Below are 15,428 nucleotides of genomic sequence, written 5' to 3'. Positions count from 1 at the left end.
GATTCCAACAAGTCTTGTGGATATGTATCTGGTGGCAATAGTACCATATCAATCATACCATTCCCCATAACTCTTGATTAATGGATTAACAATATTATCTGTTGACTGATATTTTAGTCTTATACAGTTTGCGATAAAAGTTCCTTGCTTAAAATTCATATAATTATATATCGGTTTTTCTTTATCATTATAAAAGATATGTCTATTCAAAAATGTTAGTGCACCCTAATATTTAATCCAGAATAAAAAAAGAAGGTAATTATTTACCCTCTTCATACTGATTAATTAATTTATAAAATGTAGTTTTCTTTTCCGACGAACTTGAGTAGCCGTCGGAAAAATTCATAATCTGATTATGTTTTAAACATCTAAACCCTTGAACTTATTGACTTACCTTAACTATATCAACAATAGTTTCTATATGAGGTGTGTGAGGGAACATATCCATCAATATTACCTTATTCACCTTATATCCATTATTGATCATTTCTTTTAAATCAACAACTAAACTTTTAGGATTACAAGAAACATAAACTATGTGCGGTGCATCAAATTTTATTACATAATCTAATGCTGTAGGGTGAACACCCGCTCTTGGAGGATCTAAGATAATGCTATCAGGTTTATCTTGTACATCTTTTATAACCTTAGCTACATCACCTGCTATAAACTCACAATTATCTAATCCATTAATTCTTGCATTTTCATTAGCAGCAGCAACTGCTTCTTCTATTAATTCAATTCCTAAAACTTTTTTAGCTTTGGCTGCAACAATTTGACCTATAGTTCCCGTTCCACAATATAAATCAAACACAACTTTTGATTCTGAATCACCTAAAAAGTCTCTAACTATACTATAAAGCTTTTCTGCACCTTTTGAATTAGTTTGAAAAAAAGCAAAAGGATTGATTTTAAACTTAAGATCTAATATGTTTTCCATAATGTAATCTCTTCCGTATAATGTTTCAGTTTTATCAGCTTGAACTATGTCTGATAATGAGTCATTATATGTATGCATTATTCCGGTAATAACTCCATCACATTTTAATTCCTTAAGCTTACTCGTAATTTCACTAAGATCTAAATCTATCTGAGATGTAGTTACTAAATTAACCAATATCTCACCAGTATTTTTAGCCTTTCGAATAACTAAGTTTCTTAAATAACCCTTACGCTCCATTACATTATAGTGTGGCAATTTTAGTTCTATAAAATAGTTTAATACTAATTTTAATATTTCTCTAAAATCTACATCAACTATTTTGCAATCATCAACAGTAACTATGCTAAAACTTCTTCCTTTTGTATGCATACCTAAAGTTAATTCTTCGTTTTTTCTAAAATCTCCAAAAGTGAATTCCATTTTATTTCTATACTCGAATTGTTCAGGACTCTGCTGTATACCCAAAAATTCATAATCTTTTATTTCTGCATCTTCAAATAATTTTAGAACTTGTTGTTTTTTAAATTCTAATTGCTTTTCATAGGAAAGGAATTGATGGCTACATCCTCCACAAAATTCAGTGATTTTGCAAAGAGGTTCAACTTTATAGTCTACATCTTCAAGTATTTTTACAAGTTTTGCTTCTACCCCTACTGGCTTCTTTCTTGATACTTTAGCAATTACCTTTTGACCTGGCAATGTGTTTTTAATCAGTACCTTTTCACCCTCATAGTATGCAATTCCCTGTGCTGGAAATTCTAATTTTTCTATATTAAATTCATATTCTTTTCTTTTTTGCATATTTTTTTCACAAACTCCTATCGTTTAGTAATAAATAGTCCTGATGCTTTCTTACCAAGTGTAGCAGACATTTTTCCACTTTCCATAATACTCATGTATAATACCATAACAACCATAAAAATCACAAATATCATTCCAAATTTTTGAGTTAATGCAAATCCTGATATTCTAAGCACAGCATCTGCTAAAAATACTACTACTGTTGATGCCACACCTATAACTATTAAATCTATAAGGCTAGCCATAAAAGTGTTTAAAAAAGTAGGTCTTGATGCATTATTGGAATTGGATTTAACCGATTGACCATCTTTACTATTTACCTTTTTTTCTTCTTGTTCTAACATTTTAATTCCCCCTATTATTATATTATTATTTTTGTTAACTTTTATTTTTTAAATTCCCCATTATAAAATGCTTATAATTTTTTACTCCACCTATACATAATACGTATTTTTGACATATAAATCAATAGTTTATTAAGTATCTTGATGTATTTTCCTATTGTTTTTGGTGTTTAATTAATTTAAACTTCATTAATATGACTCTTTAATTTATACTAATAATCATTTATAATAATAGAAAACCTTATTATCTGTTTTAATTTATTGAAAATTAGGAAGGTGTTACATGATTACTAAAATTATTCTCTTATGTATGGCAGGCTTTTTAGCTTCTTTTGTGGATTCCATTGCTGGAGGTGGTGGTTTAATAAGTGTGCCCGCCTTTATGCTTGCAGGTTTACCTCCTCACATGGTGCTTGGAACCAATAAATTCAGTGCTACTGCTGGTTCTTTTACTAGTTCGCTACAATTTATAAAATCAGGAAAGGCTAACTTCAAGTTATTAAAATATCTTATTCCCTTCACCTTTATAGGCTCAATATTAGGTGTTAAAGCAGTTCTACATATAGACCAAAAGTTTTTAAATACATTAGTATTAATTCTTATCATGTTCATTGGAATTTATACTCTCTTTTCCAAATCTTTGGGATTAGAGGATAAATTCCAAGGCCTCACTAAAAAAAATGTAATAATTGGAGTAATCCTCGCACTTTTTTTGGGTTTTTATGATGGATTTTTTGGCCCCGGAACTGGTTCATTTTTAGTATTCGGATTTATAAGTATCTTTGGTTTTAACTTTGTAACTTCTTCTGCTAATGCAAGAATTTTAAACTTTGTCAGCAATATTACAGCACTTATATTATTTGCCCTAAGCGGTAAAATAAATTATATGATAGGATTACCAGTAGCAGTTTCTATGATTATAGGCGCTAAAATGGGAACAATCGTTGCATTAAATAAAGGCTCAAAACTCATAAAGCCTATTTTTGTAACAATGTCTTTAGCTGTTGCCTTAAAAATGCTTACAGGCATTTTTAAATATCTCTAAATATAATCAACTACCATTTTTATTGAAATTTTCTTATTAATGAATAAAAGTGCGAAGAATAATCGCACTTTTTATTATCTAAATTATTAAGTAAATATTTATTCAGAGTGACTTGCATAAGAAACGAAAAAACTATTAAATTTCATTTAGAAATTCTTCTTTTGCGAATATAAAATTCTCGTGAGCCTGCATAGGAGGTGCAGGCTAGCGAACCTGAGGCAGGACGCCGAATGTGAGCGCTAGAGAATGTTATGTGAGCAAAAGATTAGAATTTCTTAATGAACTTTCTTGTTTTGAGTTCTTTTGCAAGACATGCAGAAGATATTCTCTACTTTTTATTTCTATTTCCCGATATCTTTTCTATAGTACATTCCATCAAACTGAACTTTTTCCATATCAGCATACGCTATTTCCCTTGCTTTTTCTAATGTTCCACCAAATCCTGTTATTCCTAGAACTCTTCCACCATTTGTTTTTAAAAGACCATCATCGTAAGTTGCACCTGCTAAATATAATTTGCCTTCTAATTTTCCAGATTCACTTATTTCATATCCCGTATTGTATTTTCCAGGATAACCTTTTGATGCAGCAATTAAGCAGCAAGAATATCCCTTTTCCCACAACAAATCAAAGTTTTCAAGGTCCCCATCTATCGCACTAATTACAAGTTCCGTAAAATCACTCTTCATTAGTGGAAGCACAGCTTGCGTTTCAGGATCTCCAAATCTCACATTATATTCCAGCGAATATACACCTTTTTTAGTTATCATAATACCGAAAAATATTATGCCCCTATAATCCATTTTTTCCTCTTGAATTCCTTTAAGAGTAGGCAACAATATATTTTTGTAAAATTCATCTAATACTTCTTTAGTACAGTATGGATTCGGTGCTATAGCTCCCATTCCTCCTGTATTAGGTCCAATTCCTCCGTCAAATATTTGTTTATGATCTTTTGAAGATACAAATGGGAGTATAACTTTCCCGTCTGTTATAGAGAGTATAGATGCCTCAACACCTTCTAAAAATTCTTCTATTACAATTTTCTTCCCACTGCCTTTAAATATATCCACTACCATAAAGTCATTTATACTACTTTTAGCCGCGAAAAAATCATTGCAGATAACTACCCCTTTTCCTGCTGCTAATCCATCTGCCTTAATTACTATTGGATATTCACAATTTTTAAGATAATCTATAGCTTTGTTCTCATCTTCAAATACTTCATATGCGGCTGTTTTTATACCATATTTTTTCATAAATTCTTTAGAATAAGATTTACTTCCCTCTAGTCTTGCCGCTTTTTCGCAGGGTCCTAATATTTTAAGTCCCTTTTCATTAAACTTATCTACTATTCCTTGTACAAGCCATTCCTCTGATCCAACTATTGTAATATCTATCTTGTTTTCAATAGCAAATGATAAAAGCTCATCTATTTGTGTAATATTAATATTCTCGCACTTATTTTCTCTATATGTACCACCATTACCAGGCGCACAATAAACCACCTGAACATTAGAATTTTCTGCAACCTTCGATGCTAAAGCATGCTCGCGTCCACCAGAACCAATAATTAATGCCTTCATTATTCCATCCCCTTTATCTATATAAACTAAAATTGATGGAATAACTAGGTTATCCCATCATGAAGTTATGATTAATGCTTGAAATGTCTAATTCCCGTAAATACCATAGCAATTTCATTTTTATCACACATCTCTATTGATTGTACATCTTTAATTGAACCACCTGGTTGAATTATAGCTTTTATATTATATTTTGCGGCAAGTTCTACAACGTCTCCGAATGGGAAGAATGCATCTGATGCCATAACCGTTGCATCTACTCCTCTTTCTAAAGCGTGCTCTGCTGCCCATATTCTATTAACTTGGCCTACTCCGATTCCTTTAGTTACACCATCTTTAACTACTACAATGGCATTAGATTTAACATATTTAACTACCTTCATAGCAAATATTAGATCTTTCACTTCCGCCTCAGTTGGGCTCTTTTTAGTAACTACTTTTATTTCCTCTGCTAATTTATCATCTGAACTTTGTACTAGTATTCCGCCATCAACAGTAACCATATTAATAGTGCCTTCTGATTTGTTTAAACACTTTACAACTCTTAAATTTTTCTTACCTTTTAACACTTCTAACGCATCTTCATCAAACTCTGGTGCAATAATTACCTCTAAGAATATCTTTTTAAGCTCTACTGCAGTCTCTTTATCAACTTTTCTATTAAAAGCAACAATACCTCCAAAAATAGACATTGGATCACATTCATATGCCTTTTTATAAGTGTCAAGTGTACTACTACCTATTGCTACCCCACATGGTGTATTATGCTTTAGAGCGCAACAAGCAATTTCATCGAAATCACATACTACCTTCCATGCAATATCCATGTCCTTTATATTATTATAAGATAACTCCTTACCATTTAACTGCTCAAAATTTTTCATTGCTCCATTTCCAGTTGTTTTAACGTAATAAGCTGCACTTTGATGAGGATTTTCTCCATATCTTAGATCTATTTGTTTTTTGTATGATACAGAAAGATAGTCTGGGTAAGTCTGCTCTCCTAGTAAAAAATTACTTATAGCTGCATCATAAGCTGATATTAAATTAAACACTTTACCTGCTAAGTGTTTTCTAGTATCAAAATCTACTTCTTCTTTAGCATCCATTTTTTTTATTATATTTTCATAATCAGAAACATCACTTAATACAATAACATCTTTAAAGTTTTTAGCTGCGGCTCTTAGCATAGTTGGTCCACCAATATCAATGAACTCAACTTTCTCCTCGAAACTTATATCTTCACAAACTTTATCAAAGAAAGGGTAAAGATTAACTACTACCATATCAATAGGTTTTATTCCTTTAGCTTTAATAGTTGCCATATGCTCTTTATTATCACGAATAGCAAGTATTCCACTATGAATAACTGGATGTAATGTTTTAACTCTTCCATCTAATATTTCTTCGAATCCTGTAACATCAGAAATCTCCACAACTTTTATACCATTTTCTTTTAAATACTTAAATGTTCCACCTGTGGATATAATCTCTACACCGTTGTTTTGAAGTGATGTTGCAAGTCCCAAAATATTTTCTTTATCAAACACACTTATAAGTGCTGTTTTAATCATTAAAATTCCACCTTTCATATAACTAGTACTTTTCTTCCCTCAATCCTTATTTTCCCCTCACTTATATATTTAATAGCTTCGGGTAATGCCTTATGTTCCTGTTCTAAGATCCTTAATTGCAGGTCTTTCGCTGTATCCGCGCTAAAAACATCTACAACTTTTTGAATTATTATTGGACCAGAATCTGTACCCTCATCTACAAAGTGGACAGTACAACCAGAAACTTTAACTCCATATTCTATAGCCTTCTCATGTACTTTTAATCCATACATACCCCCACCACAAAATGATGGGATAAGAGCTGGATGTATATTTATAATTTTGCCCTTAAATGCTGAGAGAAGTTCCCCTTGAAGTATAGATAAAAAACCAGCAAGTACTATTAAATCTACTTTTCCATCTAGAATTTTTAATATTTCAGCTGACATACTTTTCCCATACTGCTTTCTGTCTAATATGTATGTTTTTATATTTTTAGCTTTTGCCCTATCTATGCCATATGCATCTTTTTTATCACTAATTACGACCTCTATAGAACAGTTTAAGTACCCACTTTCTATATTATCTATAATAGATTGAAGGTTGCTTCCGCCACCTGATACTAATACGGCTATTTTAAGCAAACTCCTGCACCTCCAGCCTCAACATGACCAATTTTATATGCTTTGTCTCCTAAATCATTAATAGTCTTTATGATTTTTACAACATCCTTATCTTCAACGCATAATACATATCCTATTCCCATATTATATGTGTTAAACATATGCTCCTCTGTTACTCCAAGAGACATTAGATGTTTACAGATATCTGGAGTATTAAAGCTGTTTTTATCAACTACTGCTGTAAACGCTCCATTAAACATTCTTGGTATATTTTCATAAAAACCGCCACCAGTTATATGTGCCATACCTTTTATATCAAATTTATCTAAAAGACTCAGTACAGTTTTTACATATATTTTTGTTGGAGTTAAAAGAGTCTTTCCAATCTTATCTCCATTAAAATCTTCATCTAAATTCGGTATTAACTTTCTAACTAATGAATATCCATTACTATGAAGACCTGAGGACTCAATTCCTATAAGTGAATATCCATCTTTAATAGCAGAACCATCAATAATTTTATGTTTATCAACTATTCCTACAGTAAATCCTGCCATATCATATTCACCATCTCTATAGAACCCTGGCATTTCAGCAGTTTCACCGCCTATTAGTGCACAATTAGATTGAATACATCCATCTGACACCCCTTTTACAAGTTGAGCCGATACTTTAGAATCTAATTTACCACAAGCAATATAATCTAAAAAGAAAAGAGGTTTTGCACCATGACAAAGGACATCATTAACACACATAGCAACGCAGTCAATACCTACAGTATCATATTTTTTCATTCTAAATGCTATATCAAGTTTTGTTCCAACTCCATCAGTACCAGAAACTAAAATAGGATTTTTATAACCCTCTCCTATTTCGAACATACCAGCAAAACTTCCTAAATGATTTAAAACACCCTTTGTAAATGTTGCTGCTGCATATTCTTGTATTAATTTTACTGATTTGTATCCCTCTTCAATATTAACACCTGCATCTTTATAAGTTATCATAAATATCCCCTACTTTCCTAATTTTTCTTTCTCAGTTTCGTATGGAGCTGATACTGGATATGTACCATTAAAACACCCTAAGCAAAATTCATTATGACCAAGTGTTTTAAGAAGTCCATCTATACTTAAATATCCAAGGCTATCTGCACCTATCTCTTGCCTTATTTCTTCAACGCTAATACTCGAACCTATTAAATCTTTCCTATATGGCGTATCTATTCCAAAATAACATGGATATTTTACTACTGGTGAACAAACCCTAAAATGAACTTCTGTTGCCCCAGCTTTCCTTAAAATGTCAACCAATCTTTTACTTGTAGTTCCACGAACTATTGAATCATCTATTAAAATAACTCTTTTACCTTCTACATTTATTTTTAATGCATTTAATTTTACAGAAACTGCTCTTTCACGAATTTCTTGAGTTGGGCTTATAAAAGTTCTACCCACATATCTGTTTTTTACAAGACCTATTCCAAAAGGTATTCCAGACATTTTAGAATAACCTATTGCTGATGCAAGTCCTGAATCTGGAACTCCTATAACCATATCTGCATCCACTGGAGACTCTTTAAATAACTGTTCTCCAGCTGCCACTCTTGAAGTGTACACATTTATTCCATCAATTGTGCTATCTGGTCTTGCGAAATATATATACTCAAAGGAACAAGTTGCATTTTTAGTTTTTTCTGCAAAATTAATAGATGTAAGGCCGGCTTCATCTATAATTACTATTTCACCAGGTTTTACATCTCTTAAGAACTCTGCACCAACTGCATCAAGTGCACAACTTTCTGAAGCTATAACATAACTATTTTCTATTTTACCAATGCAAAGAGGTCTAATACCATTTTGATCGCGAACACCTATTAACTTATCTTTTGTAAGCATTACTATTCCATAAGAACCTTTAACAGCTTGTATTGCATCAACTACTGCCTTTTCCATGCCTTTTTTGGCACCTCTAGCAATTAAGTTAAGTATTACTTCTGAATCTATTGATGTTTGGAACATGTAGCCGCAATCCTCAAGTAACTCGCGGATTACCTCTGCATTTACTAAATTACCATTGTGAGCTATTGCTATGTCACCTAGTTTCGATTTACTTAAAAGTGGTTGTGCATTTTTCACTTCGCTAGATCCTGTAGTTGAATATCTAACATGTCCAATAGCAGCTATACCTTTCATTTCACTAATCTTTTTCTTATCAAAAACATCGCTTACAAGTCCCATAGCCTTTTCACAAGTAAGGGAAACTCCATCAGAATATACTATTCCGGCACTTTCTTCTCCCCTATGCTGAAGAGCATAAAGCCCATAATAAGTTAACGATGCAACATCTAAGTTTTTATCCGCCGCAAGAATTCCAAAAACACCACATTCATCCTTAAACTTATCTTGATCATTAATAATGACCTCATTTGATTCTATAAATTCACTCAAAGAAATTCCTCCTTATATGTTCATTGTATTGTTCATTGCTATTGTTCTTTGTAGGCTATTTTCTATATCTTCATTACAATTAATTTTTATTTAGTAATTCTACTTAATATTTCTTCATATGCCTCTGTAACATTTCCTAAATCTCTTCTAAATCTATCTTTATCTAGTTTTTCTCCAGTTTCAACATCCCAAAATCTACAAGTATCTGGTGATATCTCATCTGCCAAAATTACTTCATCATTAAATCTTCCAAATTCTAATTTAAAATCTATTAAATTAATACCTTTTTTAAGGAAAAGTTCTCTTAAAATATCATTTATTTTAAAAGCCATTGTATATATTTCTCCTAATTCTTCAAAAGTAGTAAGTTCCATAGCTACTGCATGATAATCATTTATAAGAGGATCACCTAAATCATCATTTTTATAGCTTAATTCAATTACAGGTATTTTAAGCTTGCTTCCCTCTACTATTCCATATCTTTTTGCCATACTCCCAGCTGCAACATTTCTTATAATTACTTCTAGAGGTACTATTTCAACTTTTTTACATAACTGTTCTCTATCATTTATTTTCTTAATAAAATGAGTTTTTATACCTTTTTTCTCTAATAACTCATATAGCATAGTAGTTATACTATTATTTAAGATTCCTTTTTTCTCAATTTGACCCTTTTTAGCTCCGTTTCCAGCCGTTGCATCATCCTTGAAATATACTCTTATCTCATCTTTATTATCTGTACTAAACATTTTTTTAGCTTTTCCCTCATACAATAAAACTGAATCTCCCATTTATAACACTCCTCATATATTTTATTTTTTAACCTATATATTTAATCCTTAAAATTCGATTTGCTCTTCATTCTCTGATATAAATTTTTCTTTCATTTCTTTTCTATATGTAATTAGTTTATCTTTAAGAAGCGAATACTTAAGAGATAAAATTTGTACTGAAAGCATCCCAGCATTATAACTGTTATTGAGACCCACTGTAGCTACAGGAATAGCTTTTGGCATTTGCACAATTGAAAGTAATGAATCTATACCTTCAAGAGCTGCTTTAATTGGCACCCCTATTACTGGTAATATAGTCTGAGAAGCGATTACTCCTGGAAGATGTGCTGCAAGACCTGCTCCTGCGATAATGCATTCTACCCCTCTGTTTTCCATTTCCTTTATTACCTGAGTTAATTTTTCTGGTACTCTGTGCGCTGAGAGGATGTGTACTTCATACTCCACTCCAAATTCCTTAAGCGCCATTGCAGCATTCTTCATTATATCTTTATCTGATTTGCTTCCAAATATAATTCCTACTCTCATATATTTGCCTCCTTATTTACATAAAGTATTTATCTTTTATAATTGCAATAAAAAAAGACTACACCACAAAATAATGTTTTTATGGTGTAATCTTGAATTAAGGGCATAATACACACCCTTATAATTTCAATTCAAGATTCACCAATAGTGAGAAGTTAACGGCCTCTCGTAGAAACTTCTAAGCCATATTCCTAGAAATATATCGATGAACTGATTATTCGTTTTTTCCTAATTTATGTTTTAATATTAACATCTATTTCCCATTAAGTCAATTCATTAATTATGTTTTTTATATTATTGTTCGTATTTATACCGATATATGCACAAATAAATGTATTGTTTTAATTTATCGTTCGTATTTTATTTGAAATAATTTACTCCAGCATCAAATATTTTTTGATCTTTATTTCCGATAACATTAACTAAAGTATTAACACCAACTCTTTCAGAATGTCCCATTTTACCCAAAATTCTTCCATCTAGACTTGTAATTCCTTCAATTGCATATCTTGATCCGTTAGGATTAAAGTTTATATCGTTACTTGCAGCTCCATCAAAGTCTACATATTGAGTAGCTACTTGCCCATTTGCAAATAATTTTTTAATCACATCATCATTTGCTACAAATCTACCTTCGCCATGTGATACTGGAATAGAATGTACATCTCCAACTTTTACATTACTAAGCCAAGGAGACAAAGTTGAAATTATTTTAGTTTGCACAACGCAAGATACATGTCTTCCAATTTCATTGTATGTTAATGTTGGGCTATCCTTTGTTATATCAGTTATTTTTCCATAAGGGAGAAGTCCAAGTTTTATTAACGCCTGGAATCCGTTGCATATTCCCAGCATCAAACCATCCCTTTTCTCTAATAATTCACTAATGCTTTCACTTATTATAGGATTTCTAAAGAATGTAGCTATAAATTTACCAGAACCATCTGGCTCATCACCAGCACTAAATCCACCTGGAAGCATAACAATTTGAGAATTTTTTATCTTTTGTGCTATAGCTTTTATAGATTCCTCAATATGTTTTGCTGATAGATTATTTATAACTACAATTTCTACTTCAGCGCCAGCTTTCTCAAAAGCCCTCATAGAATCATATTCGCAATTAGTTCCTGGGAACACTGGAATTATAACTCTAGGTTTTGCTATTTTAATAATAGGAGTAGCTTTAAGTTTTATATTTTTAACATCTATAAGGTTTTTATTAATTATATTATCTTTTGAAATAGCAACTTCTTTCATGCTACTTACTTTTGCATTATTTACTTTTGTATTAAACACACTTTCTAAAGGCTCTTCCCAATTACTCAAAGCTTCTTCTAAACTAATAGTTTCCCCTAAGACTTTAATAACTGGTTCAACCGTTGTATGCCCAAGCATTTGAATATTTGAACTTTCCTTTGTTAGAACATCAAGAACATCATTTTCTATTTCCATAACTATGCTGCCATAATTTTCTTTGAATATATCCTCTACTTTAATATCATCTGCAAACGTAAATCCTATATTATTACCAAAACTCATTTTTGATATAACCTCTGTAAGTCCACCCATTCCAACTGCGTAACTAGACAAAACTTTACCACTACTAATTAATTTTTTTACTAATTTATAATTTGTACGAAGTTTTTCGAAATCAGGTAATCCATCTTCACCTATAGTTGCATAAATTAAAACAACCTTACTATCTCCTTTTTTAAATTCTGGAGATATAACATTATCTGTATTTACAACATCTACAGCAAAAGATATCAAAGTTGGTGGTACATTCATCTCATTAAAAGTACCTGACATACTATCTTTTCCACCAATCGCAGCTATACTAAATTCCTTTTGAACATGTAGTGCTCCTAAAAGAGCTGAAAATGGTTTACCCCATTTATAAGGTTCTTTTGATAATTTTTGAAAGTATTCCTGAAATGTTAGTTTAATGTTCTCATAATCACCACCACTAGCTACTACCTTTGTTACAGAATCAATTACTGCATAGGCAGCTCCATGGAAAGGACTCCAAGTCGATAATTTAGGATTGTATCCATAAGCCATTATTGTACCTGTGTTAGTATCTCCGTGAAGCACAGGTAATTTTGCAACCATAGATTGAATTGGTGTTTTTTGATATTTTCCACCGAATGGCATAAGCACTGTTCCTGCACCAATAGTACTATCAAATCTATCTGATAATCCTTTTTTACTACAAATATTTAAGTCTGATAATGTAGTATTCCATAAAGCTTTTATTGATTTAGTTTCACCTAAACTTTTTGATATATTCTTTGTAAAGTAGTACTCATCCTCTTTAGGTGATGCTATTTTTATATTTGCGTGTTGCTTAACTCCATTGGTATCAAGGAAACTTCTGCTTACATCAACTATAGTTTTACCCTTCCATACCATTTTAAGTCTATTATCATTTGTTATTAGAGCCACTTCTACAGCCTCAAGATTTTCTTCTTCTGATAGTTTTATAAATAGACTAGCATCTTTTTTTCTAACTACAACAGCCATACGTTCTTGAGATTCCGATATAGCAAGTTCTGTACCATCTAAGCCTTCGTATTTCTTAGTAACTTTATCCAAATTTATTATAAGTGCATCTGCAAGTTCACCGATAGCTACTGATACTCCACCTGCACCAAAATCATTACATCTTTTTATAAGTTTAGTAACCTTAGGATTTCTAAATAACCTTTGAATTTTTCTTTCTGTAGGTGCATTACCCTTTTGAACTTCCGCTCCCGAATCTAGTAGTGAGCTCTCACTATGTTGTTTAGATGATCCTGTAGCTCCCCCACATCCGTCACGCCCTGTTTTACCTCCTAGAAGTATAACTACGTCAGACGCATCTGGTTGCTCTCTAACTACGTTATCATAAGGTGCTGCTCCAATAACTGCCCCTACTTCCATTCTTTTAGCCACAAACCCTTCATCATAAACCTCAGAAACAAGTCCTGTAGCAAGTCCTATTTGATTTCCATATGAGCTAAATCCATGAGCAGCTTCAAGTGTAATTTTTCTTTGAGGTAATTTTCCTTTTATGGTATCTGAGATTTTCGCTCTTGGATCACCACTCCCTGTAACACGCATTGCCTGATACACATAACTTCTTCCAGATAATGGATCTCTTATCGATCCACCAAGACACGTTGCTGCGCCACCAAACGGTTCTATTTCAGTAGGATGATTATGGGTTTCATTTTTAAACATTACTAGCCATTTTTCTTTTTTATTATCAATATTTGCTTCAACTACTATACTACAAGCATTGATTTCGTCTGAAACATCAAGATCTTTTAATTTTCCTTGTTTTCTTAAATCTTTCATACCAATAACAGCCATATCCATTAATGTTACGTCTCTAGTTGTTTCGCCGTATACAAAGTCTCTAGTACCTAAGTACTCTGTGTAAGCCGTTTTAATTGGTTTAGAATATTTTCCATCGTCTATGCGTACATCATCAATTACAGTATTAAAAGTTGTATGCCTACAATGATCTGACCAATATGTATCAATAACTTTTATCTCTGTTATAGTTGGATTTCTCTTCTCAGTTTCTCTAAAATAATCACTACAATATTTTAAATCCTCAAAACTCATAGCAAGCCCATTACTTCTTAAGAACTCTGCAAGCTTTCCATCAGTCATATTAGTAAAAGATTCTACTATTTTTACCTGCTCTGGTTCATTAAAACTTTGCTCTAAATCTTTTGGTTTCTCTAAACTCGCTTCTCTAGAGTCTACAGCATTTATGCAATATTCTTTAATCTTATCTAATTCACTGGTGCTAACATTTCCTTTTAATAATATCAATCTTGCTGTTTTAACTATATGTTCATCTTCCTGTGTTAAAATTTGAATACATTGAGCTGCTGAATCTGCTCTCTGATCATATTGTCCTGGCAAAAATTCAATAGCAAATATTGTATTGTAATCCTTCATATCCAGTTCTTCATCATAAACGTCATCTACTGTAGGCTCTGAAAATACAGTATTTTTTGACAATAGATACTGATTCTGTGTTATTCCTGTAATATCATATCTATTAACTAATCTAAGCCCCTTAAGACTTGTTATACCTAAATTTATTTTTATATCTCTTAGTATTTTTCCACCTTCAATATCATAGTTCGTTTTTTTCTCAACATATAACCTATATATCTTATTTTTCATGATTAATACCTCCAAAAATTAAATTTATACGAATATTAAACATTATTTATCTTTTATAATTCGTTATAGTAAGATTATAATATACTTTGACCAATTATAAAAGGTCATTTTGCAATAAATTTTTTTTAATTTTTCCACGTAAAAAAAAACTCACCCTAAGGTGAGTACTTTTTTATATTTAGTGCGACTAAGTCTATAAGCCGAGTCCTGTATTAGACAATCATCTATCTAGGCCTATTGTTACCAATAAGCTCAAGCGATACACCCGAGAACGAGACGGGCCGTCCCAAAATGTTCTCCTATTCGATCTTGCTCCAAGTGGGGTTTACATAGCCGCAAAGTCGCCAGTGCGCTGGTGAGCTCTTACCTCGCCTTTCCATCCTTGCTAGTATATTCTAAAATCTTAGTAAACTAAACTTTTAGAATACCTTTAGCGGTATCTCTCTGTTGCACTTTCCTTAAAGTCGCCTTCACTGGGGGTTACCCAGCACCCTGCCCTGTGGAGCTCGGACTTTCCTCTTCTAATGTATTGCAAGCAATACTTAGCAGCGATTGTCTGGCTTACTCGCAAAACTATAA

11 protein-coding genes, 1 other RNA gene and 1 riboswitch are annotated in these 15,428 nt (G+C 32.0%); of the genes, 1 reads left to right on the top strand and 11 read right to left on the bottom strand.

The genetic code is table 11. The features are described from left to right. Nucleotides 1-382: 382 nt before the first annotated feature. Both rlmD and LL038_RS01760 read right to left on the bottom strand, forming a co-directional pair. Nucleotides 383-1,744 (bottom strand): 23S rRNA (uracil(1939)-C(5))-methyltransferase RlmD, encoded by a 1,362-nt coding sequence (gene rlmD, locus LL038_RS01765; protein ID WP_216119751.1) that lies wholly within the window; start codon nt 1,742-1,744, stop codon nt 383-385. 17 nt (nt 1,745-1,761) lie between these two features. Next, nucleotides 1,762-2,088: an RDD family protein gene (locus tag LL038_RS01760; RefSeq protein WP_071613567.1), complete on the bottom strand. Its 327-nt coding sequence runs from the start codon at nt 2,086-2,088 to the stop codon at nt 1,762-1,764. A gap of 283 nt (nt 2,089-2,371) precedes the next feature. On the opposite strand from LL038_RS01760, the gene LL038_RS01755 reads away from it, so the two are divergent. Then, nucleotides 2,372-3,133, top strand: a complete 762-nt coding sequence (locus LL038_RS01755; protein WP_216119750.1) for a TSUP family transporter — start codon at nt 2,372-2,374, stop codon at nt 3,131-3,133. A 341-nt stretch (nt 3,134-3,474) separates the two neighbouring features. Here LL038_RS01755 and purD read toward each other — a convergent pair whose 3' ends face one another. The 9 genes from purD to rnpB all read right to left on the bottom strand — a co-directional run bounded on the left by purD (nt 3,475) and on the right by rnpB (nt 15,417). Next, nucleotides 3,475-4,719, bottom strand: coding sequence for a phosphoribosylamine--glycine ligase (gene purD / locus LL038_RS01750; protein ID WP_216119749.1), 1,245 nt, complete (start codon nt 4,717-4,719; stop codon nt 3,475-3,477). Between the two features lie 71 nt (nt 4,720-4,790). Next, nucleotides 4,791-6,293: a bifunctional phosphoribosylaminoimidazolecarboxamide formyltransferase/IMP cyclohydrolase gene (purH, locus tag LL038_RS01745; RefSeq protein WP_216119748.1), complete on the bottom strand. Its 1,503-nt coding sequence runs from the start codon at nt 6,291-6,293 to the stop codon at nt 4,791-4,793. Nucleotides 6,294-6,307: 14 nt separating this feature from the next. Continuing rightward, on the bottom strand, nt 6,308-6,916 hold the full coding sequence (purN, locus tag LL038_RS01740) for a phosphoribosylglycinamide formyltransferase (protein WP_216119747.1): 609 nt from the start codon (nt 6,914-6,916) through the stop codon (nt 6,308-6,310). Continuing rightward, entirely contained in the window at nt 6,904-7,902 is a 999-nt protein-coding gene (purM, locus tag LL038_RS01735; RefSeq protein WP_216119746.1) for a phosphoribosylformylglycinamidine cyclo-ligase, read from the bottom strand. Before purM ends, purN begins: the two co-directional genes overlap by 13 nt. A gap of 9 nt (nt 7,903-7,911) precedes the next feature. Further along, entirely contained in the window at nt 7,912-9,345 is a 1,434-nt protein-coding gene (gene purF, locus LL038_RS01730) for an amidophosphoribosyltransferase (RefSeq protein WP_253200008.1), read from the bottom strand. A gap of 86 nt (nt 9,346-9,431) precedes the next feature. Continuing rightward, nucleotides 9,432-10,136 (bottom strand): phosphoribosylaminoimidazolesuccinocarboxamide synthase, encoded by a 705-nt coding sequence (gene purC / locus LL038_RS01725; RefSeq protein WP_216119745.1) that lies wholly within the window; start codon nt 10,134-10,136, stop codon nt 9,432-9,434. A 48-nt stretch (nt 10,137-10,184) separates the two neighbouring features. Further along, nucleotides 10,185-10,664 carry a 5-(carboxyamino)imidazole ribonucleotide mutase gene (gene purE / locus LL038_RS01720; protein ID WP_216119744.1) on the bottom strand — a complete coding sequence of 160 codons (480 nt, stop codon included), beginning with the start codon at nt 10,662-10,664 and terminating at the stop codon, nt 10,185-10,187. A gap of 125 nt (nt 10,665-10,789) precedes the next feature. Next, nucleotides 10,790-10,889, bottom strand: a riboswitch (purine riboswitch). Nucleotides 10,890-11,024: 135 nt separating this feature from the next. Beyond that, a complete protein-coding gene (locus LL038_RS01715) occupies nt 11,025-14,849 on the bottom strand; it encodes a phosphoribosylformylglycinamidine synthase (protein WP_216119743.1) in 3,825 nt (1,274 codons plus the stop codon). 180 nt (nt 14,850-15,029) lie between these two features. After that, nucleotides 15,030-15,417: RNase P RNA component class A (gene rnpB / locus LL038_RS01710), an RNA gene on the bottom strand. Between the last annotated feature and the right edge of the window lie 11 nt (nt 15,418-15,428).

The sequence above is a fragment of the Clostridium estertheticum genome (assembly GCF_026650985.1).
In the GTDB taxonomy this organism is placed as follows: domain Bacteria; phylum Bacillota; class Clostridia; order Clostridiales; family Clostridiaceae; genus Clostridium_AD; species Clostridium_AD estertheticum_C.
The sequence above is the reverse complement of the archived record's forward strand: the minus strand, read 5'-3'. Positions and strand labels throughout refer to the sequence as shown.

Coding starts and splice junctions, on each gene's coding strand:
- LL038_RS01760 (WP_071613567.1), bottom strand. CDS start 2,088: ATGTTAGAACAAGAAGAAAAAAAGGTAAATAGTAAAGATGGTCAATCG.
- LL038_RS01755 (WP_216119750.1), top strand. CDS start 2,372: ATGATTACTAAAATTATTCTCTTATGTATGGCAGGCTTTTTAGCTTCT.
- LL038_RS01715 (WP_216119743.1), bottom strand. CDS start 14,849: ATGAAAAATAAGATATATAGGTTATATGTTGAGAAAAAAACGAACTAT.
- rlmD (WP_216119751.1), bottom strand. CDS start 1,744: ATGCAAAAAAGAAAAGAATATGAATTTAATATAGAAAAATTAGAATTT.
- purC (WP_216119745.1), bottom strand. CDS start 10,136: ATGGGAGATTCAGTTTTATTGTATGAGGGAAAAGCTAAAAAAATGTTT.
- purH (WP_216119748.1), bottom strand. CDS start 6,293: ATGATTAAAACAGCACTTATAAGTGTGTTTGATAAAGAAAATATTTTG.
- purE (WP_216119744.1), bottom strand. CDS start 10,664: ATGAGAGTAGGAATTATATTTGGAAGCAAATCAGATAAAGATATAATG.
- purD (WP_216119749.1), bottom strand. CDS start 4,719: ATGAAGGCATTAATTATTGGTTCTGGTGGACGCGAGCATGCTTTAGCA.
- purM (WP_216119746.1), bottom strand. CDS start 7,902: ATGATAACTTATAAAGATGCAGGTGTTAATATTGAAGAGGGATACAAA.